This window comes from Burkholderia pyrrocinia (assembly GCF_018417535.1).
Lineage (GTDB): Bacteria > Pseudomonadota > Gammaproteobacteria > Burkholderiales > Burkholderiaceae > Burkholderia > Burkholderia pyrrocinia_E.
Map to the genome: position 1 here is coordinate 671376 of NZ_CP070979.1, position 17822 is coordinate 689197.

At 67.4% G+C, this 17822-nt stretch carries 16 protein-coding genes; 5 read left to right on the forward strand and 11 right to left on the reverse strand.

What is annotated here, in order from left to right; translation table 11 throughout:
* Positions 1-35: 35 nt before the first annotated feature.
* Entirely contained in the window at positions 36-1583 is a 1548-nt protein-coding gene (locus JYG32_RS35990) for a WG repeat-containing protein (protein WP_213267548.1), read from the reverse strand.
* A 382-nt stretch (positions 1584-1965) separates the two neighbouring features.
* Positions 1966-2991, reverse strand: a complete 1026-nt coding sequence (locus tag JYG32_RS35995; RefSeq protein WP_213267549.1) for an AraC family transcriptional regulator — start codon at positions 2989-2991, stop codon at positions 1966-1968.
* Positions 2992-3344: 353 nt separating this feature from the next.
* Between JYG32_RS35995 and JYG32_RS36000 the strand changes: the two genes are divergently transcribed.
* The 5 genes from JYG32_RS36000 (at position 3345) to JYG32_RS36020 (ending at position 8247) form a co-directional block, all read left to right on the forward strand.
* On the forward strand, positions 3345-4592 hold the full coding sequence (locus JYG32_RS36000) for a dienelactone hydrolase family protein (protein WP_213267550.1): 1248 nt from the start codon (positions 3345-3347) through the stop codon (positions 4590-4592).
* Between the two features lie 40 nt (positions 4593-4632).
* Positions 4633-5421: an SDR family oxidoreductase gene (locus JYG32_RS36005; RefSeq protein ID WP_213267551.1), complete on the forward strand. Its 789-nt coding sequence runs from the start codon at positions 4633-4635 to the stop codon at positions 5419-5421.
* 61 nt (positions 5422-5482) lie between these two features.
* Positions 5483-6721 carry a styrene monooxygenase/indole monooxygenase family protein gene (locus tag JYG32_RS36010; RefSeq protein ID WP_213267552.1) on the forward strand — a complete coding sequence of 413 codons (1239 nt, stop codon included), beginning with the start codon at positions 5483-5485 and terminating at the stop codon, positions 6719-6721.
* A 5-nt stretch (positions 6722-6726) separates the two neighbouring features.
* Positions 6727-7254: a flavin reductase family protein gene (locus JYG32_RS36015; protein WP_213267553.1), complete on the forward strand. Its 528-nt coding sequence runs from the start codon at positions 6727-6729 to the stop codon at positions 7252-7254.
* Positions 7255-7290: 36 nt separating this feature from the next.
* Positions 7291-8247 carry a SphA family protein gene (locus JYG32_RS36020; protein WP_213267554.1) on the forward strand — a complete coding sequence of 319 codons (957 nt, stop codon included), beginning with the start codon at positions 7291-7293 and terminating at the stop codon, positions 8245-8247.
* A gap of 361 nt (positions 8248-8608) precedes the next feature.
* On the opposite strand, the gene JYG32_RS36025 is transcribed toward JYG32_RS36020, so the two are convergent.
* Genes JYG32_RS36025 through JYG32_RS36065 form a run of 9 tightly spaced genes read right to left on the reverse strand, consistent with a single transcriptional unit; the run spans position 8609 to position 17778 of the window.
* On the reverse strand, positions 8609-9589 hold the full coding sequence (locus tag JYG32_RS36025; RefSeq protein WP_213267555.1) for a type II secretion system F family protein: 981 nt from the start codon (positions 9587-9589) through the stop codon (positions 8609-8611).
* A gap of 36 nt (positions 9590-9625) precedes the next feature.
* The gene (locus JYG32_RS36030; protein WP_213267556.1) at positions 9626-10603 is read right to left on the reverse strand and encodes a type II secretion system F family protein; all 978 of its coding nucleotides are present in this window, start codon (positions 10601-10603) and stop codon (positions 9626-9628) included.
* Between the two features lie 33 nt (positions 10604-10636).
* Positions 10637-12004, reverse strand: coding sequence for a CpaF family protein (locus JYG32_RS36035; protein WP_213267557.1), 1368 nt, complete (start codon positions 12002-12004; stop codon positions 10637-10639).
* Positions 12005-12022: 18 nt separating this feature from the next.
* Complete coding sequence (locus tag JYG32_RS36040; RefSeq protein ID WP_213267558.1) at positions 12023-13231, reverse strand: AAA family ATPase; 1209 nt, start codon at positions 13229-13231, stop codon at positions 12023-12025.
* 22 nt (positions 13232-13253) lie between these two features.
* Positions 13254-13697 (reverse strand): TadE/TadG family type IV pilus assembly protein, encoded by a 444-nt coding sequence (locus tag JYG32_RS36045; RefSeq protein WP_213267559.1) that lies wholly within the window; start codon positions 13695-13697, stop codon positions 13254-13256.
* On the reverse strand, positions 13694-14227 hold the full coding sequence (locus JYG32_RS36050) for a TadE/TadG family type IV pilus assembly protein (RefSeq protein WP_213267560.1): 534 nt from the start codon (positions 14225-14227) through the stop codon (positions 13694-13696). The genes JYG32_RS36045 and JYG32_RS36050 overlap by 4 nt, the downstream gene beginning before the upstream one ends.
* A 12-nt stretch (positions 14228-14239) precedes the next feature.
* The gene (locus JYG32_RS36055) at positions 14240-15505 is read right to left on the reverse strand and encodes a pilus assembly protein TadG-related protein (protein WP_213267561.1); all 1266 of its coding nucleotides are present in this window, start codon (positions 15503-15505) and stop codon (positions 14240-14242) included.
* A gap of 25 nt (positions 15506-15530) precedes the next feature.
* The gene (locus JYG32_RS36060; protein WP_213267562.1) at positions 15531-15827 is read right to left on the reverse strand and encodes a hypothetical protein; all 297 of its coding nucleotides are present in this window, start codon (positions 15825-15827) and stop codon (positions 15531-15533) included.
* Positions 15828-15846: 19 nt separating this feature from the next.
* Positions 15847-17778, reverse strand: a complete 1932-nt coding sequence (locus tag JYG32_RS36065; protein ID WP_213267563.1) for a type II and III secretion system protein family protein — start codon at positions 17776-17778, stop codon at positions 15847-15849.
* Positions 17779-17822: the final 44 nt, after the last annotated feature.

Here is a 17822-nt window from a genome sequence, read left to right on the forward strand (position 1 = left end):
CGCTCACGGGTGGCGCGCCCGCCTCCTCCCGATGCTCAACGACCGTCGTCCGATGCGTCGGTCGTCGCCGTGCGCGCCAACGCGTCCATTTGTGCGGCGTCGAACCAGCGCGGATCGTCATAGCCTGCCAGTTCGCGCGCGACGGCCGCCGGCAGCCGCGCTTCGCCGCCGTCTTCCCGTACCGTCCACGCATGGCCGTCACGAAAGCCGATCGCAAGCCATTCGTCGCGAACGCCGACCGTGCTGACGCTCTCGTAGCGCGCCTCGCAGCGTTCGACGCCGCCCAGATCAACGATGCCCCAATGCTCGCCACGCCGAAAGCGCAGCAGCGCACCGACCGACAATACGGCGAGTTCGTCGACCATGCCGGGCGCCAGAAGCGCGTTGCCACGCTCGTCGACGAGCGCACACTGCTCGACGCCGTCGGCACCGGCCTGCCGCGTAAGATAACGGAACGTCTTGCTGCCGTCGGCACGGTGCGCTTCTTCGACGTCTACCTGCGTCGGCGGCAAGCGGCCGAGCCGCACCAGGCGGCGCGTATAAACGTCCGGCACCGCATCGCCGGCACGCGTGGCGAAGATCACACCGACCGCGTGGTCGATCTCGCCGAATTCGGGCGGCAACCGCCACTGTCCGGACGGGTCGACGACGCCCCATGACGCGCCTTCGCGCGCCGCCCAGCAACACTCACCGAAATGGAGCAAGGCCGCCAGATCGTCGAATCGGCAAGGCACGACCTCCACGCCGTTGCGATCGACGACTCCGAATCGGCCCTGGCGGCTGACCCGCGCGAAGTCGCCGTGCCAGAACGCCCACACCGCGTCGTACTGCACGGGTGTAATCTCCCGCCCGGTCGTGTCGACGTGGCCATACCGGTCGCCCCGCCTGACGATCGCGACATCCGTCCACGCATCGAATTCGCCGATCTCGTCATAGCGCGCCGGCGCGAGCACCTCGCCGGTCACCGCCATCACGCCCCACCGCCCGTCCTGCTCGAACACCAGCGCCTCGTCGTAGATGCTCGACGTCAGCGGCTCCCAGCCGTAATCGTAATGCGGCTGATTGAGCAGCTCGCGGAAGGTCGCCACGTCCTCGAAGGCCAGACCTTCGCACGCATCGAGCAGCACGGGATCGTCCGCGTCGATCGCCGCACGGATCCGTGCGTTGTCGCGTTCGATGCGTGCGAGCAGCGACTGCGCCTGTTGCACGTGCGTGTCGCCGGACAGATTGAACACGTCCCACGCATCGAGATGGAAATAGCGATGCACGGCCCGGTTGTCGAGAAACGCGAACATCTTCCGCTTCGCGTCGCGAAACGCGTCGAAATCGTCGATCAGGCGGTCGGCGTGACGCTCCAGGAACACGTAAAGCCGCGCCAGCAACGCCTTTCCGCCCGCGGCGTCGGCATACAGGCCGTCGTCGCCGCCAGTATCGTTGCAGCGGTTGCGCGCGAGAAACGGCGACGACGACAGCAATGGGCTCAGCACGGTCGGAAAGTCGTAGTTCCATTCGACCATGCCCAGATGCGCCGTGCCGTTGCGGCCGACGTCGTCTACGTTGTACAGATACAGCCGATGCGCCATCGGGTTTCCTTGAGCAAAATGGGCGTCGATCTGCAGCGTCGGCTTCCCTTCGGAGGGGTTACCGGGCAGCCGGCTGCGGATATCCGAACCTGCTAGGGTACAACGTTCGACGCGGAGTCGAGCGACGGATACGTGACCCAACCGGCGTCGGAAAATCATACTTACCGGTACGCCGATTCGGGCAGGGATCGAGAGACCGATTCGAGCCGTGGCAGGCTCATGGCGATCATTCCGCGCGTCGCGCGCCACCGCGTTCGCCCGGTCGATTTCGCCGGGCGATGTTCGCGGCGTCAGGTTCTCACGCAGACCGTGCAGCGGATGAACCGCGCGCGCTTTTCCAGGCTTCGCATGCGCATGGTTTTCAGCCCTGCCGTTTCCTCCCTCAACCCCGCACGCGCCGCATCCTGAGCGTCGCCGACGGCGACTCGCCGAACGCCCGCTTGTACTCGATCGCGAAGCGCCCGAGGTGCGCGAAGCCCCATTTCAGCGCGATCTCGGTGACCGACGCGAGCCCCGGCGTATCGTCGGCCAGCAATTCCTCGCGCACATGTTGCAGCCGCAACTGCCGCACGAAGCCCATCGGCGTGATCCCGTGGCGATTGCGGAAGCCGGCGAACAGCGTGCTCGGGCTGACACCGGCGAGCTCGGCGAGCCGTTCGATCGTCAGCGGCTCGTCGAGATGCGCACGGACGTATTCCTCGACACGCCGCACGTAGAACGGCGCGAGCGCCACCGGCAGGTGCCGCGCGCCGTTACGCGTGCTGTTCGGGTGGCCGTGCAGCAGCAGGTTGAGCAACGTCGATTCGAGCTGCTCGAACGCGAGCGGGTAACGCAGCGGATGCGCATCCGTCGCGATCGCGCCGGCGAGGATCGGCAGCATCTGGGCCAGACACGTCCCCTGCGACGACGACAGGCTGAATTCCGGTTCGAATTCGACCGGCGCGCGCCGGTCGTCGCCGAAATGCCGCTGCGCGTGGCGCTCCATCACCTCGCGCTCGATGCGCAGGATCACTTGCGGGCACGCATCGCCCCACCGCATCTTGAGCGACAGCGTCGGCGAGATCAGCGACGCGGTGCCCGGCGACGACACGAAACGCGTCGAGCCGCATTCGATCTCGGCGTCGCCGCGCAGCGGAATCTGCAACAGGAAGAAGTGTTCGAGCGGCCCGGGCTCGATGCTGACCCCGCCGCCATAATCGAGCAGGTTCAACGACAGGTTGCCCCAGCGCGCATGATGCATGCAGCTGTGCAGCGCGCGCGACTGGCCGGTCGGCGTGAGCCGGTGCGGCTTGAACACATCGGCGACGCGTGCGCGCACCTCGTCGACATCGTCCGACTGCAGCATCAGGTTGCCGTGATTGAAACAGGCGGCGTCGTCAAGCCAGCCGGTTTCGGAAATTTGCGCCATCGAAGTTCTCCCGTCATGCTCGATCGCACTCGCGCCGTGCATGCGTTCCCGGTATTGGGGAATCCCGTTGCACGATCCGGATAGCGCCCGGAGTATCCGGACAGTCCGGCCATCGGAACACGCGAGTCCCGCGCAAACGACGCAAGAATCGGACCGTTCGCGCATCGTAGAAAACTGTGCGGGGCTTCCGCATCCGCACATACCCGCAGTCAGCCGCGCACCCGCCCAGGCGCGGCGGCCGGATCGTCAGGTTTCCGGAGTTCGCGGATACCGGCCGAAGAAAGCGGATAGAAGCGCGCGTTTCGTCCGCCAATACTGGGCCTGTCACGGACACGAACAGCATGGAGGGACGCATGAAAGGACGTTACATCGAGATTCCGTCGCCGGACGGCGGGACGTTTCGCGGATACCTGAGCACGCCGGCCGGCGGCACGGGGCCGGGCATCGTGCTGTGTCACGAGATCTTCGGCGCGAACGCGACCATGCGGGAAACGGCCGACTATTACGCGGAGGAAGGTTACACGGTGCTCGTGCCCGACCTGTTCTGGCGCCAGTCTCCGGGGATCGAGCTCGGCCACGCCGCGGCCGATGTCGAGCGCGCGATGGCCCTGTATCGCGAGTTCGACGAGGACAAGGGCGTCGAGGACATCGGCGCCGCGCTGGGCGTGCTCACGCAACGGCCGGAATGCACGGGCGAAGCCGGCGTGCTCGGCTACTGCCTCGGCGGCAAGCTCGCGTATCTCGCCGCGTGCCGGCTGCCGGGCGTGGCCGCGGCGGTCAGCTATTACGGCGTGGGTATCGAGCACGCGCTGGACGAGGCTGCGCGCCTGCGCGGGCGGCTCGTGCTGCAGATCGCGGGGCTGGACCGCTTCTGCCCGCCCGACGCGCAGCAGCGCATCGCCGAAGCGCTGTCCGGGCGCGACGGCGTCGAAGTGTATGTCTATCCGGGCGTCGATCACGCGTTCGCGCGCATCGGCGGCGATCATTTCGACAAGGCCGCCGCGATCATGGCACATCAGCGCGCGATCGCCGCCTTCCGCGGCGCGCTCGGCCCGCACTACGATCTCTCCGCGCTGTGGGAGACCCATCTCCGGCACGAATTCGACACGCGCAATGTCGACGCGACGATGGCCACGATGGTCGCCGAGCCTTATGTCAACCATATTCCGACGCTGACGGGCGGCGTCGGCTACGACGAGCTCAAGCGTTTCTACACGCATCACTTCGTGCATGCGAATCCGCCCGACACGACGATCACGCCGATCTCGCGCACGGTCGGCGCGAGCCAGATCGTCGACGAACTGCTGTTCTGCTTCACGCACACCACCGAGATTGACTGGATGCTGCCGGGCGTCGCGCCGACCGGCAAGCGCGTCGAGATCCCGCTCGTCGCGATCGTGAAGTTTCGCGGCGACAAGCTCTATCACGAACACATCTACTGGGACCAGGCGAGCGTGCTCGTGCAGGTCGGCCTGCTCGATCCGGCCGGCCTGCCGGTCGCGGGCGTCGAAACGGCCCGCAAGCTGCTCGACGAGACCGTGCCGTCGAACGGCCTGATGCCCCGCTGGCAGGACAGCGAACCGTCGACGGGTGCGCGTTGACGCGGCCCTTCCCTCACCCAACGATTCCGGGAGATACCCCATGACTGCCCTGGCTGGCAAAGTCGCGATCGTCACCGGCGGCGCCACGCTGATCGGCGCCGCGGTCGCGCAGGACCTGACCCGCGCCGGCGCGTGCGTCGCGATACTCGATCTCGATACGGAGAACGGCGCGCGCGTCGCCGATGCGCTCGGCGAACGCGCCATGTTCGTCGCGATCGACATCACCGACGACCGCGCGATCGAGCGTGCGGTGTCGGCGATCGCCGAACGGTTCGGCGCGATCGACGTGCTCGTCAACCTCGCGTGCAGCTACGTCGACAACGGCATCCACGCGACCCGCAACGACTGGCTCGCGGCGATGGACGTGAACGTCGTGTCGGCGGCGATGCTGGCGAAGGCCGTTCATCCGCACATGGTGCGGCGCGGCGGCGGCGCGATCGTGAACTTCAGTTCGATCTCGGCCCAATGCGCGCAAACCGGCCGCTGGCTGTATCCGACGTCCAAGGCGGCGATCCGCCAGCTCACGCGCAGCATGGCGATGGATCTCGCGCCCGATCGCATTCGCGTCAACTCGGTGTCGCCGGGATGGACGTGGTCGCGCGTGATGGACGAGATGACGCGCGGCGATCGCGCGAAAACCGATCGCGTCGCCGCGCCGTTTCATCTGCTCGGCCGGGTCGGCAATCCGTCGGAAGTCGCGCAGGTCGTGACGTTCCTGTGCAGCGACGCGGCGAGCTTCGTGACGGGCGCCGACTACGCGGTGGACGGCGGCTATTCGGCGATGGGCCCCGAGCAGGCGGTGCCGGCCATTCCGCGCCTGGCGGAATGACCGCCCGCCGCCACTCCCCGCAATCAATCCGGCCGGAATCCGGCCACCCAAGGACACGCTCATGAGACGCATCGCTATCGTCGGCGCCGGCCAGTCCGGCCTGCAACTCGCCTTCGCCCTGCTCGACCAGGGCTACCACGTCACGCTCGCGACCAATCGCGACGCGGAACAGATCCGCACCGGCAAGGTCATGTCGAGCCAGTGCATGTTCCATACCGCGCTGCAGATCGAGCGCGATCTCGGCCTGAACGCATGGGAAGAAGCGTGCCCGTCCGTCGAAGGCATCGGCATCGCGGTGCCGCACCCGGACGGCAACGGCCGCAAGGCGATCGACTGGTCGTCGCGGCTGACCCGCTATGCGCAGTCCGTCGACCAGCGCGTGAAAATGGCCGACTGGCTCGACGGCATTCGGCGCCGCGGCGCGGACGTGCGCATCTGCGACGTCGGCGTGCCCGAACTCGAGGAACTGGCACGCAGCCACGATCTCGTGCTGCTCGCGGCCGGCAAGGGCGAAATCGTCAACCTGCTCGGCCGCGACGACGCGCGCAGCGCGTTCGACCGCCCGCAACGCGCGCTCGCCCTCACCTACGTGAAAGGGATGGCGCCGAGCCAGCCGTATTCGCGCGTGCGCTTCAACCTGTTGCCCGGTATCGGCGAATACTTCGTGTTCCCCGCACTGACTACCACGGGCCCGTGCGAAATCATGGTGTTCGAGGGCATTCCGGGCGGCCCGCTCGACTGCTGGGCCGACGTGAAGACGCCCGAGCAGCACCTCGACAGGAGCCTGTCGTTCCTGCAGCAGTATGTGCCTTGGGAATTCGAGCGCTGCCGCGACGTCGAGCTCACCGATCCGAACGGCACGCTGTCCGGGCGCTTTACGCCGACGGTGCGCAAGCCGTTCTTCCGGCTGCCGTCGGGCCGCACCGTCTTCGGGATGGCCGATGCGGTGGTGGTCAACGATCCGATCACGGGCCAGGGATCGAACAACGCCGCGAAATGCGCGAACGCGTATTTCGACGCGATCGTCGCGCGCGATGCCGCGCCGTTCGGCGAGGACTGGATGCAGCAGACGTTCGAAGGCTACTGGGCCTACGCGCAGCATGTCGTGCGCTGGACCAACTCGCTGCTCACGCCGCCGCCGCCGCACATTCTCGAACTGCTCGGCGCGGCCGGTCAGTCGCCATCGCTCGCCGCCGCGATCGTCGACGGCTTCGACGATCCGCGCCGGTTCTCGCCGTGGTGGTTCGAGCCGTCGGCCTGCGCGGCGCTGATTCGCGAACACAGCGCGCGTGCGGAGTGACCGACATGGAAACGACCGTACCCGGCACTCCGGCCATCGATCCGATGCAGTTGCGCGCCGCCTTCGGGCAGTTTCCGACCGGCGTCACCGTGATCACCACGTGCGCGGCCGACGGACGCAAGGTGGGCCTCACCGCCAATTCGTTCTCGTCGCTGTCGCTGGATCCGCCGCTCGTGCTGTGGAGCCTTCGAAAGGTCGCGCCGAGCCGACCGGATTTCGTCGCGGCTACCCATTTCGCGATCAACATCCTCGCGCACGACCAGATCGACCTGTCGCGCCGCTTCGCGACGCCCAGTGCCGACAAGTTCGACGGCGTGCTTCACGTGGATTCGGACAGCGGCGGCGTGCCCTGCCTCGAAGGCGCCAGCGCGCGCTTCGTGTGCCGCAACGTCGGCCATTACGAAGGCGGCGATCACCTGCTCTTCATCGGCCGGATCGAGCAGTTCGACGCGATCGGCAAGGCGCCGCTCGTGTTCCATGCGGGCCAGTATCGTGCAATCTCCGATCACCCCGATCTTTTGTGCACCATTTGATTAGTTATACAAACAGATATCCAGGAGGTGGTGAACATGAAATTCGGCTCTCGCCTGCTCGTCGTCGCAGGCCTCGCGATCGCCGGCATGACCGGTCACGCGCCGGCCCACGCGACCGACCTGCCGTCGGTCAACCTCGGCATGACCAGTTTCCTCGACGGGATGCCGCCGGCCGGCTCGGGCTGGTACGGCACGCAGTACTTGCAGTACTACACGGCCGGCCGCGTCAACGACAACGCCGGCAACAAGGTCGGCCTGCCGAAGCAGGACATCGACCTGTTCGCGGGCTTGAGCCAGCTCGTCTACCAGTCGCCGCTGACGTTCGCCGGGATGCATCCGGGCCTCGACGTGATCCTGCCGTGGATCGCGTCCGCACGTACCGACGACGGCATCGGCAACGTCGCGCTGAATGCGCGTGCCGGTTTCGGCGATCTGCTGATCGGCCCGTTCATCCAGTTCGACCCGGTGATGGGCGCGCAGGGCCCGCGCTTCGCGCAGCGCGTGGAATTCCAGTTCATCGCGCCGACCGGCGCGTACGATCCGTCGCGTGCGATCAACCCGGGCAGTCATTTCTGGTCGTTCGACCCGTACTGGGCGGCGACGCTGTGGCTGACGCCGAAATGGACCGTGTCGTGGCGCCTGCACTATCTGTGGAACGCGACCAACCATCAGCCGGCCACGTCGCCCGGCCCCGACGTGACGTCGACCCAGGCCGGCCAGGCGATCCATGCGAACTTCGCGACCGAGTATGAAGTGCGCCCCGGCCTGCGGCTGGGACTCAACGGCTACTGGCTGCGCCAGACCACCGACATGAAGGAAAACGGGCAGGACGTGCCCGGTACGCGCGAGGCCGTGCTGGCGATCGGCCCGGGCGCCATGGTCAGCTTCTCGCCGCAGGATCACCTGCTGTTCAACGCGTATTTCGAGGTCCATGCGCGCAACCGGCCACAGGGGACCCGGATGGTGCTGCGTTATGTGCATCACTTCCTGTGATGCGGCAGTTCGCCGACATCCAGCGGCTCGCACCTGCGACGAAAGGGCGGCCGAAGCGCCGCGCACCGGGCAGCTGTTCGTGCCGTCATTCAATTTCGATGTCGAACGCTGCGCGTGGCGGCTATGCCGGCAACCTTCAGGGTTAGCAGTAGGGGGCAGCCGATGAGGGCGGTGGACTACGGCTTGTTCCATGGCCGACCATGGGTCCAGGATGCGTTGACGCCGCTATGGTCAACCTGTCTCGCGGCACCGCCTGGGGAGGGAGCCTCCATGAAGCCGGTTGCCGTGCCGGCCGACGCGTCGGTCAGGGCCGGCACGCAAAATCGATATCGATGCACGCGAAGCAGCACGTGTCCGCCGCTCACTGCGCAATGCTGACGAACGTCGGCAACAGCACGCGATAGACGTGAATCATGGCCGGCCCGAGCAGCACCATCATCAGCGCCGGAAAGATGCAGAAGATCAGCGGGAACAGCAGCTTCAGCGCGATCTTCGCGGCACGCTCCTCCGCGCGCATCCGCCGCCGCGTGCGCAGCATGTCCGACAGCACGCGCAGCGATTCGCTGATGCTCGTGCCGAAGCGGTCGGCCTGGATCAGCATCGCGCAGAACGACTCGATGTCCTCGACGCCGGTGCGCAGCGCGAGATTGCGCAGCGCCGTCTCCTTCGTGAAGCCGGAACGCATCTCGAGCAGCAGCAGGTCGAGTTCGCTCGCGACCACCTCGCTGCTGAACCGCAGCTCCTCGCTCACCTTCATCAGCGCCGCGTCGAGCCCGAGCCCCGCTTCGACGCACACCGTCAGCAGGTCGAGCGCGTCCGGAAAATCCTCGAAGATCTTCTGCTGGCGCACCTTGACCCGTTGCGACAGCACGATGTTCGGGATGTAGTAGCCGATCCCGGCGAGCGTCACGAGGATGACCGACAACAGCGCGCGTTCGTCGCCGAGCTCGGTCGTGATCAGCGCCAGCAGCGCCATGCACGGCAACGCGAGCGCGAGCACCGTCTTCGCGGCGAAATACAGCGCGGCCGCGCTCTGGTTGCGCCATCCGGCATTCATGAGCCGGATCCGCAGCGGCGAATTCTCCCAGCCCTCCTTCGGCACCGACAGCCTCGAGATCGGGGTGGACAGCTCGACCAGCTTCGCGACCCAGCGCGACGTCAGGTCGTCGCCGTCGCCCGGGCCCGCGACGGCACCCGCACTTGCACCGGCCCCGCCGGCCTGCTGGAGCCGGCGCTGGATGTTGCGCGGCGCGAACAGCAGCATCGCGACGAGCACGCCGCCGGCCACGAAGATGAACAAGCCGCCCAGCATCACGGCCTGGACCACGCTCAGGTTTTGCATGACAGCCTCGCAACGGTTCGTTATTCGACTCGCGCGTCAGACGCGAATCCGGACAATGCGGCGGATCCAGAACATGCCGCACAGCATCGACACCAGCATCGTGCCGACCATCCTGATCCCCGCCGGATCCTCCCATAGCACGGACAGGAACTCGCGATTCACCAGCGCCATCACCGCGGCGGTGCCGAACGGCAGCAGCCCGAGAATCCACGCCGACAGCCGCCCTTCCGCCGACAGCACGCGCACCTTGTCGAACAGCTTGAAGCGCTCGCGGATCAACCCTGCGATGCTGTCGAGCAGCTCGGCCAGGTTGCCGCCGGTCTCGCGCTGGATCAGCACAGCGATCACGAAGTAGCGCAGGTCCTGCACCGGCACGCGCGTCGCGAGGTTCATCAGCGCGTCGTGCAGCGACACGCCGTAGTTGACCTCGTCGAACGTGACGCGGAATTCGCCACCCATCGGATCGGGAAACTCTTCGCCGACCATCCCGAGCGCGCCCGTGAACGAATGACCGGAACGCAGCGCGCGCGCGATCATGTCGCAGATGTCCGGCAACTGCCGCTCGAGCTTGAGCATCCGGCGCGCACGGCGGCGCATCACGTACATCGTCGGCATGCACGCGGCAAACAGCGCGACCGGTAGCGCGGCGAGCTGCGGCAACGTGCCGATGCTCAGCGCAAGCCACGCGAATGCCGCGAACACCGCGCTGAGCACGATCAGCTTCGGCAGCGTCCAGTCGAGGCCCGATTGCAGGATCACGAGATCGAGCGCGTGCACGCGCGGCACGCGCAGCAGCAGCCGGTCGAACGGCTTCGAATCGTCGAGCATCCGCTTCTTCAGGATCGACAGCCGCTCCTGCGGCACGTTGCCGCCGGCCGACATCGCGCGAATGCGCGATTCGATCCGGCGCGCGGCGGCGCCGTGCCGCGCGTTCCACCATTGATAGGCGCCTTCGATCGCGAGCACGACCGCGACGAAGGTGAGAATCACAAAACCGTAAAAGATCGTGTTCATGAAGCCTCCCCGGGAGCAAGCGGCGACAGGCCGTCAGTTCGTCTCGTAGCGCTGGGACGGGTCGTAGAGCGAATCCGGCAGGTTGATGCCGAACGCCTGCAGCCGCTCGACGAACTTCGGCCGTACGCCGGTCGCGCAGAAGTGGCCGCGTACCGTGCCGTCGCGATCCACGCCCGTGCGCTTGAACGTGAAGATCTCCTGCATGTTGATGATGTCGCCTTCCATCCCGGTCAGCTCCTGGATGCTGACGATCTTGCGCTTGCCGTCCGTCAGCCGCGCCGCCTGCACGACCACCGAGATCGCCGACGCGATCTGCTGGCGCATCGTCTTCGGCGGCAGCGACAGGCCGGAGACGCTGATCATGTTCTCGAGCCGCGTCAGCGCGTCGCGCGGCGTGTTCGCGTGGATCGTCGCGAGCGAGCCTTCGTGGCCGGTGTTCATCGCGTTGAGCATGTCGAGCGCTTCGGCGCCGCGCACTTCGCCGAGGATGATCCGGTCGGGACGCATCCGCAGCGCGTTGCGCACGAGCGTGCGCTGCGTGATCTCGCCCTTGCCCTCGATGTTCGGCGGGCGCGTTTCGAGCCGCAGCACGTGCGGCTGCTGGAGCTGCAGCTCGGCGGCGTCCTCGATCGTCACGATCCGCTCGTTGCGCGGAATGAAGCCGGACAGGATGTTGAGCAGCGTCGTCTTGCCGCTGCCCGTGCCGCCCGACACGAGCACGTTCACCTTCGCGCGCGACAGCGCGTCTAGCAGCTCGGCCATCGGCGGCGTCAGGCTGTGGAAGCGCACCAGGTCGTCCATCTTCAGCGGGTTGACCGCGAAGCGCCGAATCGACATCAGCGGCCCGTCGATCGCCGACGGCGGGATGATCGCGTTCACGCGCGAGCCGTCCGGCAGCCGCGCATCGACCATCGGGCTCGATTCGTCGATGCGGCGCCCGACGCGCGACACGATCTTCTCGATCACCTTCATCAGGTGCGCGTCGTCGTAGAACGTCACGTCGGTCAGTTCGAGCTGGCCGCAGCGCTCGACATAGACCTGCCGGTACGTGTTCACCAGGATGTCGGAGATGCCGGGGTCGCGCAGCAGCGCTTCGAGCGGGCCGAAACCGAACATCTCGTCGTACACGTCGATCGCGAGCTGCCGCCGCTCGATGTCGTTCGCCGGCACCCGCTCGTCATCGAGGATGCGCGCGATCAGTGCGGAGATTTCCTGCCGGACCTGATCCTGCGGCATCCGCGACAGGCGTTCCAGCTCGACGCGTTCGAGCACGGCCGCGTGAATGTCGCGGCGCAGCTTCTGGTATGCGTCGCGTACCGACGAATGCGTCGGGCCGGCCGATTCGCCGCCCGCCACCAGCGGCTGGGCCCGGTGCAAGGACATCTGTTCGCGCAATGACATGATGGTTCCCCGAAATAGTTACATGGACTTGAGCTTCGGCGTGGCCTTGCGGCCGAACAGCCGGGACATCAACGGTTCGCTTCGCGCCGCGCGGTGTCCCGCGCGCACTTCGCCGTCGACGAGTTGTTTGGCGCAACCCTGCAACGCACGCGCGACCGCGGTGCCGCGCGCGAGCCGCGACACCGGATGCCCCTGGTTGATCGCTTCGAGCACGGTGTCGGCATCGTCGGGAATCGTGCAGGCGGCCTGCAGGCCGAGTACTTCCTCGAGCGCGGTGCGGGTCCGGTCGCTCGCGCGCGTCGCGCGGTTCACGACGAGACGCATCTGGTCGGTCGAGTAGCCGAGCGACACGAGGATCTCCAGCAGCCGGCGGCCGGCGCGCACGTGCGGCATCGCGGGCTGCAGCACGATCTGGATCTGGTCGCTGCGGTCCAGCGCGACCATCGACAGCGGATTGATGCCGACGCCGACGTCGAAGATCACGAAGTCGTAGCGCGGCGCGGCGACGCCGAGGATCCATTCGAGCGCATCCTCGCGCATCTCGGCGGCCTTGACCGGATCGCCGGCGCCCGCGAGCACGTGGAAGTTCTCGGTCACGTGCGCGACGCTCGCGTCGAGAAACGCGCTGTCGAGCCGCTCGATCTGCGCGCAAAGCTGCGGCAGCGTCGACGGCGGGGTTTCGTCGCTGACGAGGAACGCCGCATCGGCGAATTGCTGGTTCAGGTCGATCAGCAGCACGCGGCGCTTGAAGCCCTCGGCGATCTCGAACGCGACGTTGCTGGCGACGAAGCTCGTGCCGGCCCCGCCCTTGCACGACATGAACGACACGACCCGCGTATCGTCGACGTCGCTCCGCGTGCTTTGCGCGGCGGCACGCTCGAGCGCGTTGCCGAGCGCCTGCCGATCGAGCGGCCACTGCAGCACGTCGCGAGCGCCCGCGCGCATCGCGTCGAGCAGCAAGCGCGGCGACGCGTCCGCCGTCACGAGGATGCAGGTCAGGCTCGCGTGAGCGCGGCAGATCCGCTCGATCGCGGACAGCTCCGACGGGTCGAGCGACGTGCCGTCGACCAGCAGGATGTCGAATGCGTCGAGCCCGTCGGTGCGATGCTCGATCTGCGACGGTCGGCCGGTCGCGCGCGTCGCGCGATAGCGTCCGCAGTCGGCCGCGAGGCGCGCGATCTGCGTGAGCCGCACGGTATCGTCGGAAGCTACGAGGATATTGATCATGTTGTGTGCCTCGTCTGTTCGATCAATTGCAAGCGGTGCCGCCGGTCGCGGAGGTCAGGCTTTCGCGCGGCAGCGTGGTCGTGAACGGCGGCATCGTGACCGTGACGTTCACGAACGGGATCATCGTCTTGACCGTGACGTTCGTGACGCTCACGGTCACGAACGAGCAGGTGTTCACGTCGCAGCTCGCCGGCGTATAGCTGACCGACACGTTCGCGTCCGACAGCAGCGGCAGCAAGGACTTCACGCGCTTCACGACACCTGCCGCGTTCACGTCGCAGACCACCGCCGTGCGCGCGCCGAGGCGCACGGCCTCGCTCGCGGTGTTCCAGTAGAACAGCACGCGGCCGAATTCGAAGATGCCGATCAGCAGCATGATCAGCACCGATGCGATAAGCGCGAACTCGACGATCGCCGAGCCGCGTTGGGCGCGCCGGCGCGACAACGGAAAATGGCGCGCGCTCATGACACTTGCCTCATCACGGTGATGATGTTGCCGAACGTGATCGACTTCAGCCCCGGGTACGCGGGAATCGGCTGGTACTTGTAGCCCGTGACCTTCACTTCGACGAGGTTGATCGCGCCTGCCGGCGTGCCGCTCGCCGCGTTGTTGTTCGCGTCGTAGGTCGGCAGGTTCGCGAACTGCGCCGGGTCGGACGCGTCGCTGCAACCGGTCGTATGCTGCGCATCGCAAATGGTCACCATCGAGGTCGTGAGCCCCGGCACCAGCTCGGTGCCGGACGCGCCGCAGGTCGTGCTGCCGTAGACGACGAGGCACTGCGCCGCCGACACCGGATACGCGCTGTCGGTCGGCAGCCAGATCGACAGGTAGCGCGCCGCGTCGCGCGTCGCCTTGGTCAGCGTCTCGTACTGGTAGATCGCGCGGCCGAACTCGGCCACGCCGGTCGCGAGCATGATCATCGGCATCAGCACGAGCGCGAACTCGACGGCAACGGCGCCGCGGGTGCGCGAACGGCGAAACGGGGGCCTTTTCATGATCGCCTCTCCCTATTGAACGAGCATCGGCACCTGGACCCCGGACGCGCTGCCGTCGCCGGGCAAGCCGTGCGTCGCGCACGGATTGTTGCCGGAGACGGACGAACCGAGGTATTCGAGGTGGGCTATGACCCCGCCGCTGCCGGGGCTGAACGGCACAGGATCGAGCATCAGCACGCAATCCCATTGCGTGACGTGCACCTTGCCGCTGCTTCCGCTCAGCGTCGAGCAGTCGCCTTCCGGCGCGAGCGCGACGCGGCGATCGCCGCCGTTGCTCTGGTAGTTGCTCGCCGTCACGGTGCCGTTGGTGGAGATCCCGCTGCCCGCCGGCGGCGCGCCGTCGCCCTGGTAGGGCTTGTAGTTCGTGCGATCGGTCACGAACTGCGTGTACGCGTCACCCTTGATGCCCGCCGTTCCGGGCGGCCCGTAGTTCGGGCCGACATACGCGTAGCCGGTGAAGTCGGGCTGGCCGCTCGAGCCGTTCGCGCCGTTCGTATAGATGCCGAAGCGCGTATTCCAGGCGCGCAGCGACGCCGACTTCAGGCCGGTGCTGCCGAGGTCGGGCGGACTCTTGATATTGCAGGTGTTGCCCGACAGCTCGCCCGCGATGGTCGGTTCGTTCGTCGAGCCGTCGAGCGCCGCCCAGCCGAAGTTGCCGGGCCCGTAGGTCGAACCGGACGGCGACGTGATCCAGTCGCCGACCTTGTAGGACGGCGCGCCCGTCGCGCGGCACACGAACACCGGAATCGCGCAGGTCGTCTGCCCGCCGCCGACCGTCGCGATCGCGCTCGCCGACACTTCCGCCGCGTTCGCGAGCTTGGTGCCCGGCAGCACGTTCAGCACCTCGATGAACCAGTGCGCGATGTTGCTCAACGTCGCGGTGCACTGCACGTACTTGATGTTCGCCGGCGTCGTGACCGAGTTCTTCGTCAGGAACGGGTTGGACAGCGAGTCGCTGAACGTGACGTTCGAATTCGTCGACATCTGCACCGAGTTTTTCTGAAAGAACACGAAATTCAGGTGGCCGGCGGCGATGCCGTTCGCCTCGGCAACGGACAGGCTGATGGCCGAGGTCAAGTCGCGCGCAGCCGACAGCGCGCACGCATCGGCGCTGTTCTGCAGTTCGCTGCGCGTGACGTACAGCTTGCCGAGGTCCAGCGCGAGACCGACGAACCCGATCATCACCGCCAGTGCGAGACCGACGATGATCGCGACGGCGCCGCGCTGGCGATGCAGGCCGCGACGCGTGACTTTCGGATAGCGAGCTGCGCTGGACATGGCGTTCTCCCTGAGCGTGCTGTCGTTACTGGCTGGCCTTGCCGATGCCGATGACGAATGCATTGGCTGGCGGCTGGAGCTGCTTGAACGATTTGTCGTAGTTGTCGAGCGCGGCCGCGGCGGCGCCGCCGTCGACCCCCGACGCCGATGCCGTGTGTTCGGCGGCATGCGGGTCGATGATCTGGGCCTGCATCACGGTGCGAACCGAGTCGCCGAAGCGGCTGTCCCACACCGGGCTCGACGACATGCAGCCGGCAAGCGCGAACGCGAGCGGTGCGGCAAGCGCCGCGCGGCGCACGAATACGAGGTAGGCGGATTTCATGAGCTTCCCCTGAATGGTTTCAACGATCGGTGGACTGGGGTTCCGAGCGCGCGACCTGCGCCCGGGCAACCGCGGGCACCCGGTGCTTCGGTCGCGCCGCCTGCGTCGCCGGCGTGTCGGGGCCGGCCGCCGCGAGACGCGCGGCGGCGGCTTCGATACGCGCGATGCGGGCCGCGTTTGCCGCATTTGCCGTGTCGGGCCGCGGCGCGATTGCCGCCACCGGTGCGGGCGTCTTCTGCGGTTCGGCCGGCACCGGCGGCTGCGCGTCCGTGCCTTGCGGCGCGCGCGGCGCGGGCAGTGCGGCGGCCTGACCGGCCGGGGCTTCCGATTGCGGTGCCGGAGCCGGCGCCGGTGCCTGGGCCGGTGCCTGCGGTGCAACCGCCGCGCCGCTCGCGGGTTGTGCACCCGGCTTGCGGACCCCGCCGCGCCCTTCCATGTTGCCCGTCGCATAAACGTCGGCTTCGTTCGGCTTCGAGAAGCTGTCGGTCGGCAGCGGCACGTCCGCGGTCTGCAGTGGCTTCACCAGATGCGGCGTGATCAGGAAGATCAGCTCGGTGCGATCCTGCTGGAACGACGTGCTGCGGAACAGCGCGCCGAGCACCGGCACTTCGCCGACACCCGGGATCGCCTTCAGCGCGCCGCTCGCGTTGTCCTTGATCAGCCCGCCGATCGCGAACGATTCGCCGTCGCTCATCTGGACCGTCGTCGAAGCACGCCGCGTCGTGATCAGCGGCAGGATCGACGTGCCGCCGATGTTGGACGCGCTCAGCGTGACGCCCGTCTGCGACAGCTCCGACACTTCCGGTGCGACCTTCAGGCTGATCCGGCCGTTCGCCAGCACCGTCGGCGTGAACTTCAGCGCGACGCCGAACTCCTCTTCCTGCAGCGTGATCGACGAAATGCCGTTGCCGCTGCTTTGCGGGATCGGGATGAAGATCTTGCCGCCGGCGAGGAACGTCGCTTCCTGGCCGCTGATCGTCACGAGGTTCGGCTCCGCGAGGATCTTGACGAGGTTGTCGGTGTTCTGCGCATCGGCCGTGATGTTGAACGGCTTGTTGTTCGCCTTGCTGAAGGCGACCGCGCTCGAGACGCCCGCGAGCAGGCTGCTGACCAGCGCGCCGCTCCACGAGCCGAACCCGCCCTGGATGTTGAGCGCGCTGCCCATCTGGTTGATCAGCGTCTTCGACACCTCGGCCACCTTCACCTCGAGCATCACCTGCTGCGGCGACGTGACGCTCAGCATGTTCAGCACGCCGCCGCCCGGCTTGCCGCCCGCAGCGGGGTCGCCGGCGCTGTCGCCGTAGGCGTGCGCGATCTGCACGGCCTGCTGCGCGGCCTGCGAGCTCGACACGCTGCCCGCCAGCACGATCGTGCCGGCGGCGGTCGACACATGGATGTCGCGCTCGCTCGGCATCAGCTGCAGCAACGATGCCTGCAGGCCACCGGCATCCGCGCCGACCGCGACGTCGATCACGCGGCATGTGCCGCTCCTGCCCTGCACGATCATGTTGGTCGTGCCGACCGACAGCCCGAGGATGTACAGCGTCTGCGGCGACACCATCGTCGCCTGCGCGACGGCCGGGTTGCCGATCGTCCGATTGCGGACGGGCTCCGGCATCGGCACCAGCAGCGACTTGCCGAGCGGCACGCTGATGCTGGTCGACTCGCGCACGGCACCGATGCAGTTCGGCCCGCGCAGCGGCCCAGCCGTTGCGGCAGCCGCGGCGACCGGTACCGGCGCCATGCTGATCGTCATCTGCATCGGCCCCTTGCCGACCGCGGCCGGCGCGCTGGCGCCGCCCTTCGTCAGCACGCCCGCTTCAATCCCTTCCTGGGCCAGTGCGCCATAGACGGTCAGCCATCCTGAACAGAGGATCGCGGCCATCATCGTGCCCCGTGCGACGCGCGTCCGCAGTGGGCCGGTACCTGTGCATTGCGGTTTGATCTTCATTTCGTCTGATCCCCCGAGAGACCGGCGCCGTGCCGGTTGTCGAC

What these genes read in the sequence shown, in the direction of transcription:
- JYG32_RS35990 (WP_213267548.1), bottom strand. Translation starts at nt 1,583, where the DNA reads ATGGCGCATCGGCTGTATCTGTACAACGTAGACGACGTCGGCCGCAAC.
- JYG32_RS35995 (WP_213267549.1), bottom strand. Translation starts at nt 2,991, where the DNA reads ATGGCGCAAATTTCCGAAACCGGCTGGCTTGACGACGCCGCCTGTTTC.
- JYG32_RS36000 (WP_213267550.1), top strand. Translation starts at nt 3,345, where the DNA reads ATGAAAGGACGTTACATCGAGATTCCGTCGCCGGACGGCGGGACGTTT.
- JYG32_RS36005 (WP_213267551.1), top strand. Translation starts at nt 4,633, where the DNA reads ATGACTGCCCTGGCTGGCAAAGTCGCGATCGTCACCGGCGGCGCCACG.
- JYG32_RS36010 (WP_213267552.1), top strand. Translation starts at nt 5,483, where the DNA reads ATGAGACGCATCGCTATCGTCGGCGCCGGCCAGTCCGGCCTGCAACTC.
- JYG32_RS36015 (WP_213267553.1), top strand. Translation starts at nt 6,727, where the DNA reads ATGGAAACGACCGTACCCGGCACTCCGGCCATCGATCCGATGCAGTTG.
- JYG32_RS36020 (WP_213267554.1), top strand. Translation starts at nt 7,291, where the DNA reads ATGAAATTCGGCTCTCGCCTGCTCGTCGTCGCAGGCCTCGCGATCGCC.
- JYG32_RS36025 (WP_213267555.1), bottom strand. Translation starts at nt 9,589, where the DNA reads ATGCAAAACCTGAGCGTGGTCCAGGCCGTGATGCTGGGCGGCTTGTTC.
- JYG32_RS36030 (WP_213267556.1), bottom strand. Translation starts at nt 10,603, where the DNA reads ATGAACACGATCTTTTACGGTTTTGTGATTCTCACCTTCGTCGCGGTC.
- JYG32_RS36035 (WP_213267557.1), bottom strand. Translation starts at nt 12,004, where the DNA reads ATGTCATTGCGCGAACAGATGTCCTTGCACCGGGCCCAGCCGCTGGTG.
- JYG32_RS36040 (WP_213267558.1), bottom strand. Translation starts at nt 13,231, where the DNA reads ATGATCAATATCCTCGTAGCTTCCGACGATACCGTGCGGCTCACGCAG.
- JYG32_RS36045 (WP_213267559.1), bottom strand. Translation starts at nt 13,697, where the DNA reads ATGAGCGCGCGCCATTTTCCGTTGTCGCGCCGGCGCGCCCAACGCGGC.
- JYG32_RS36050 (WP_213267560.1), bottom strand. Translation starts at nt 14,227, where the DNA reads ATGAAAAGGCCCCCGTTTCGCCGTTCGCGCACCCGCGGCGCCGTTGCC.
- JYG32_RS36055 (WP_213267561.1), bottom strand. Translation starts at nt 15,505, where the DNA reads ATGTCCAGCGCAGCTCGCTATCCGAAAGTCACGCGTCGCGGCCTGCAT.
- JYG32_RS36060 (WP_213267562.1), bottom strand. Translation starts at nt 15,827, where the DNA reads ATGAAATCCGCCTACCTCGTATTCGTGCGCCGCGCGGCGCTTGCCGCA.
- JYG32_RS36065 (WP_213267563.1), bottom strand. Translation starts at nt 17,778, where the DNA reads ATGAAGATCAAACCGCAATGCACAGGTACCGGCCCACTGCGGACGCGC.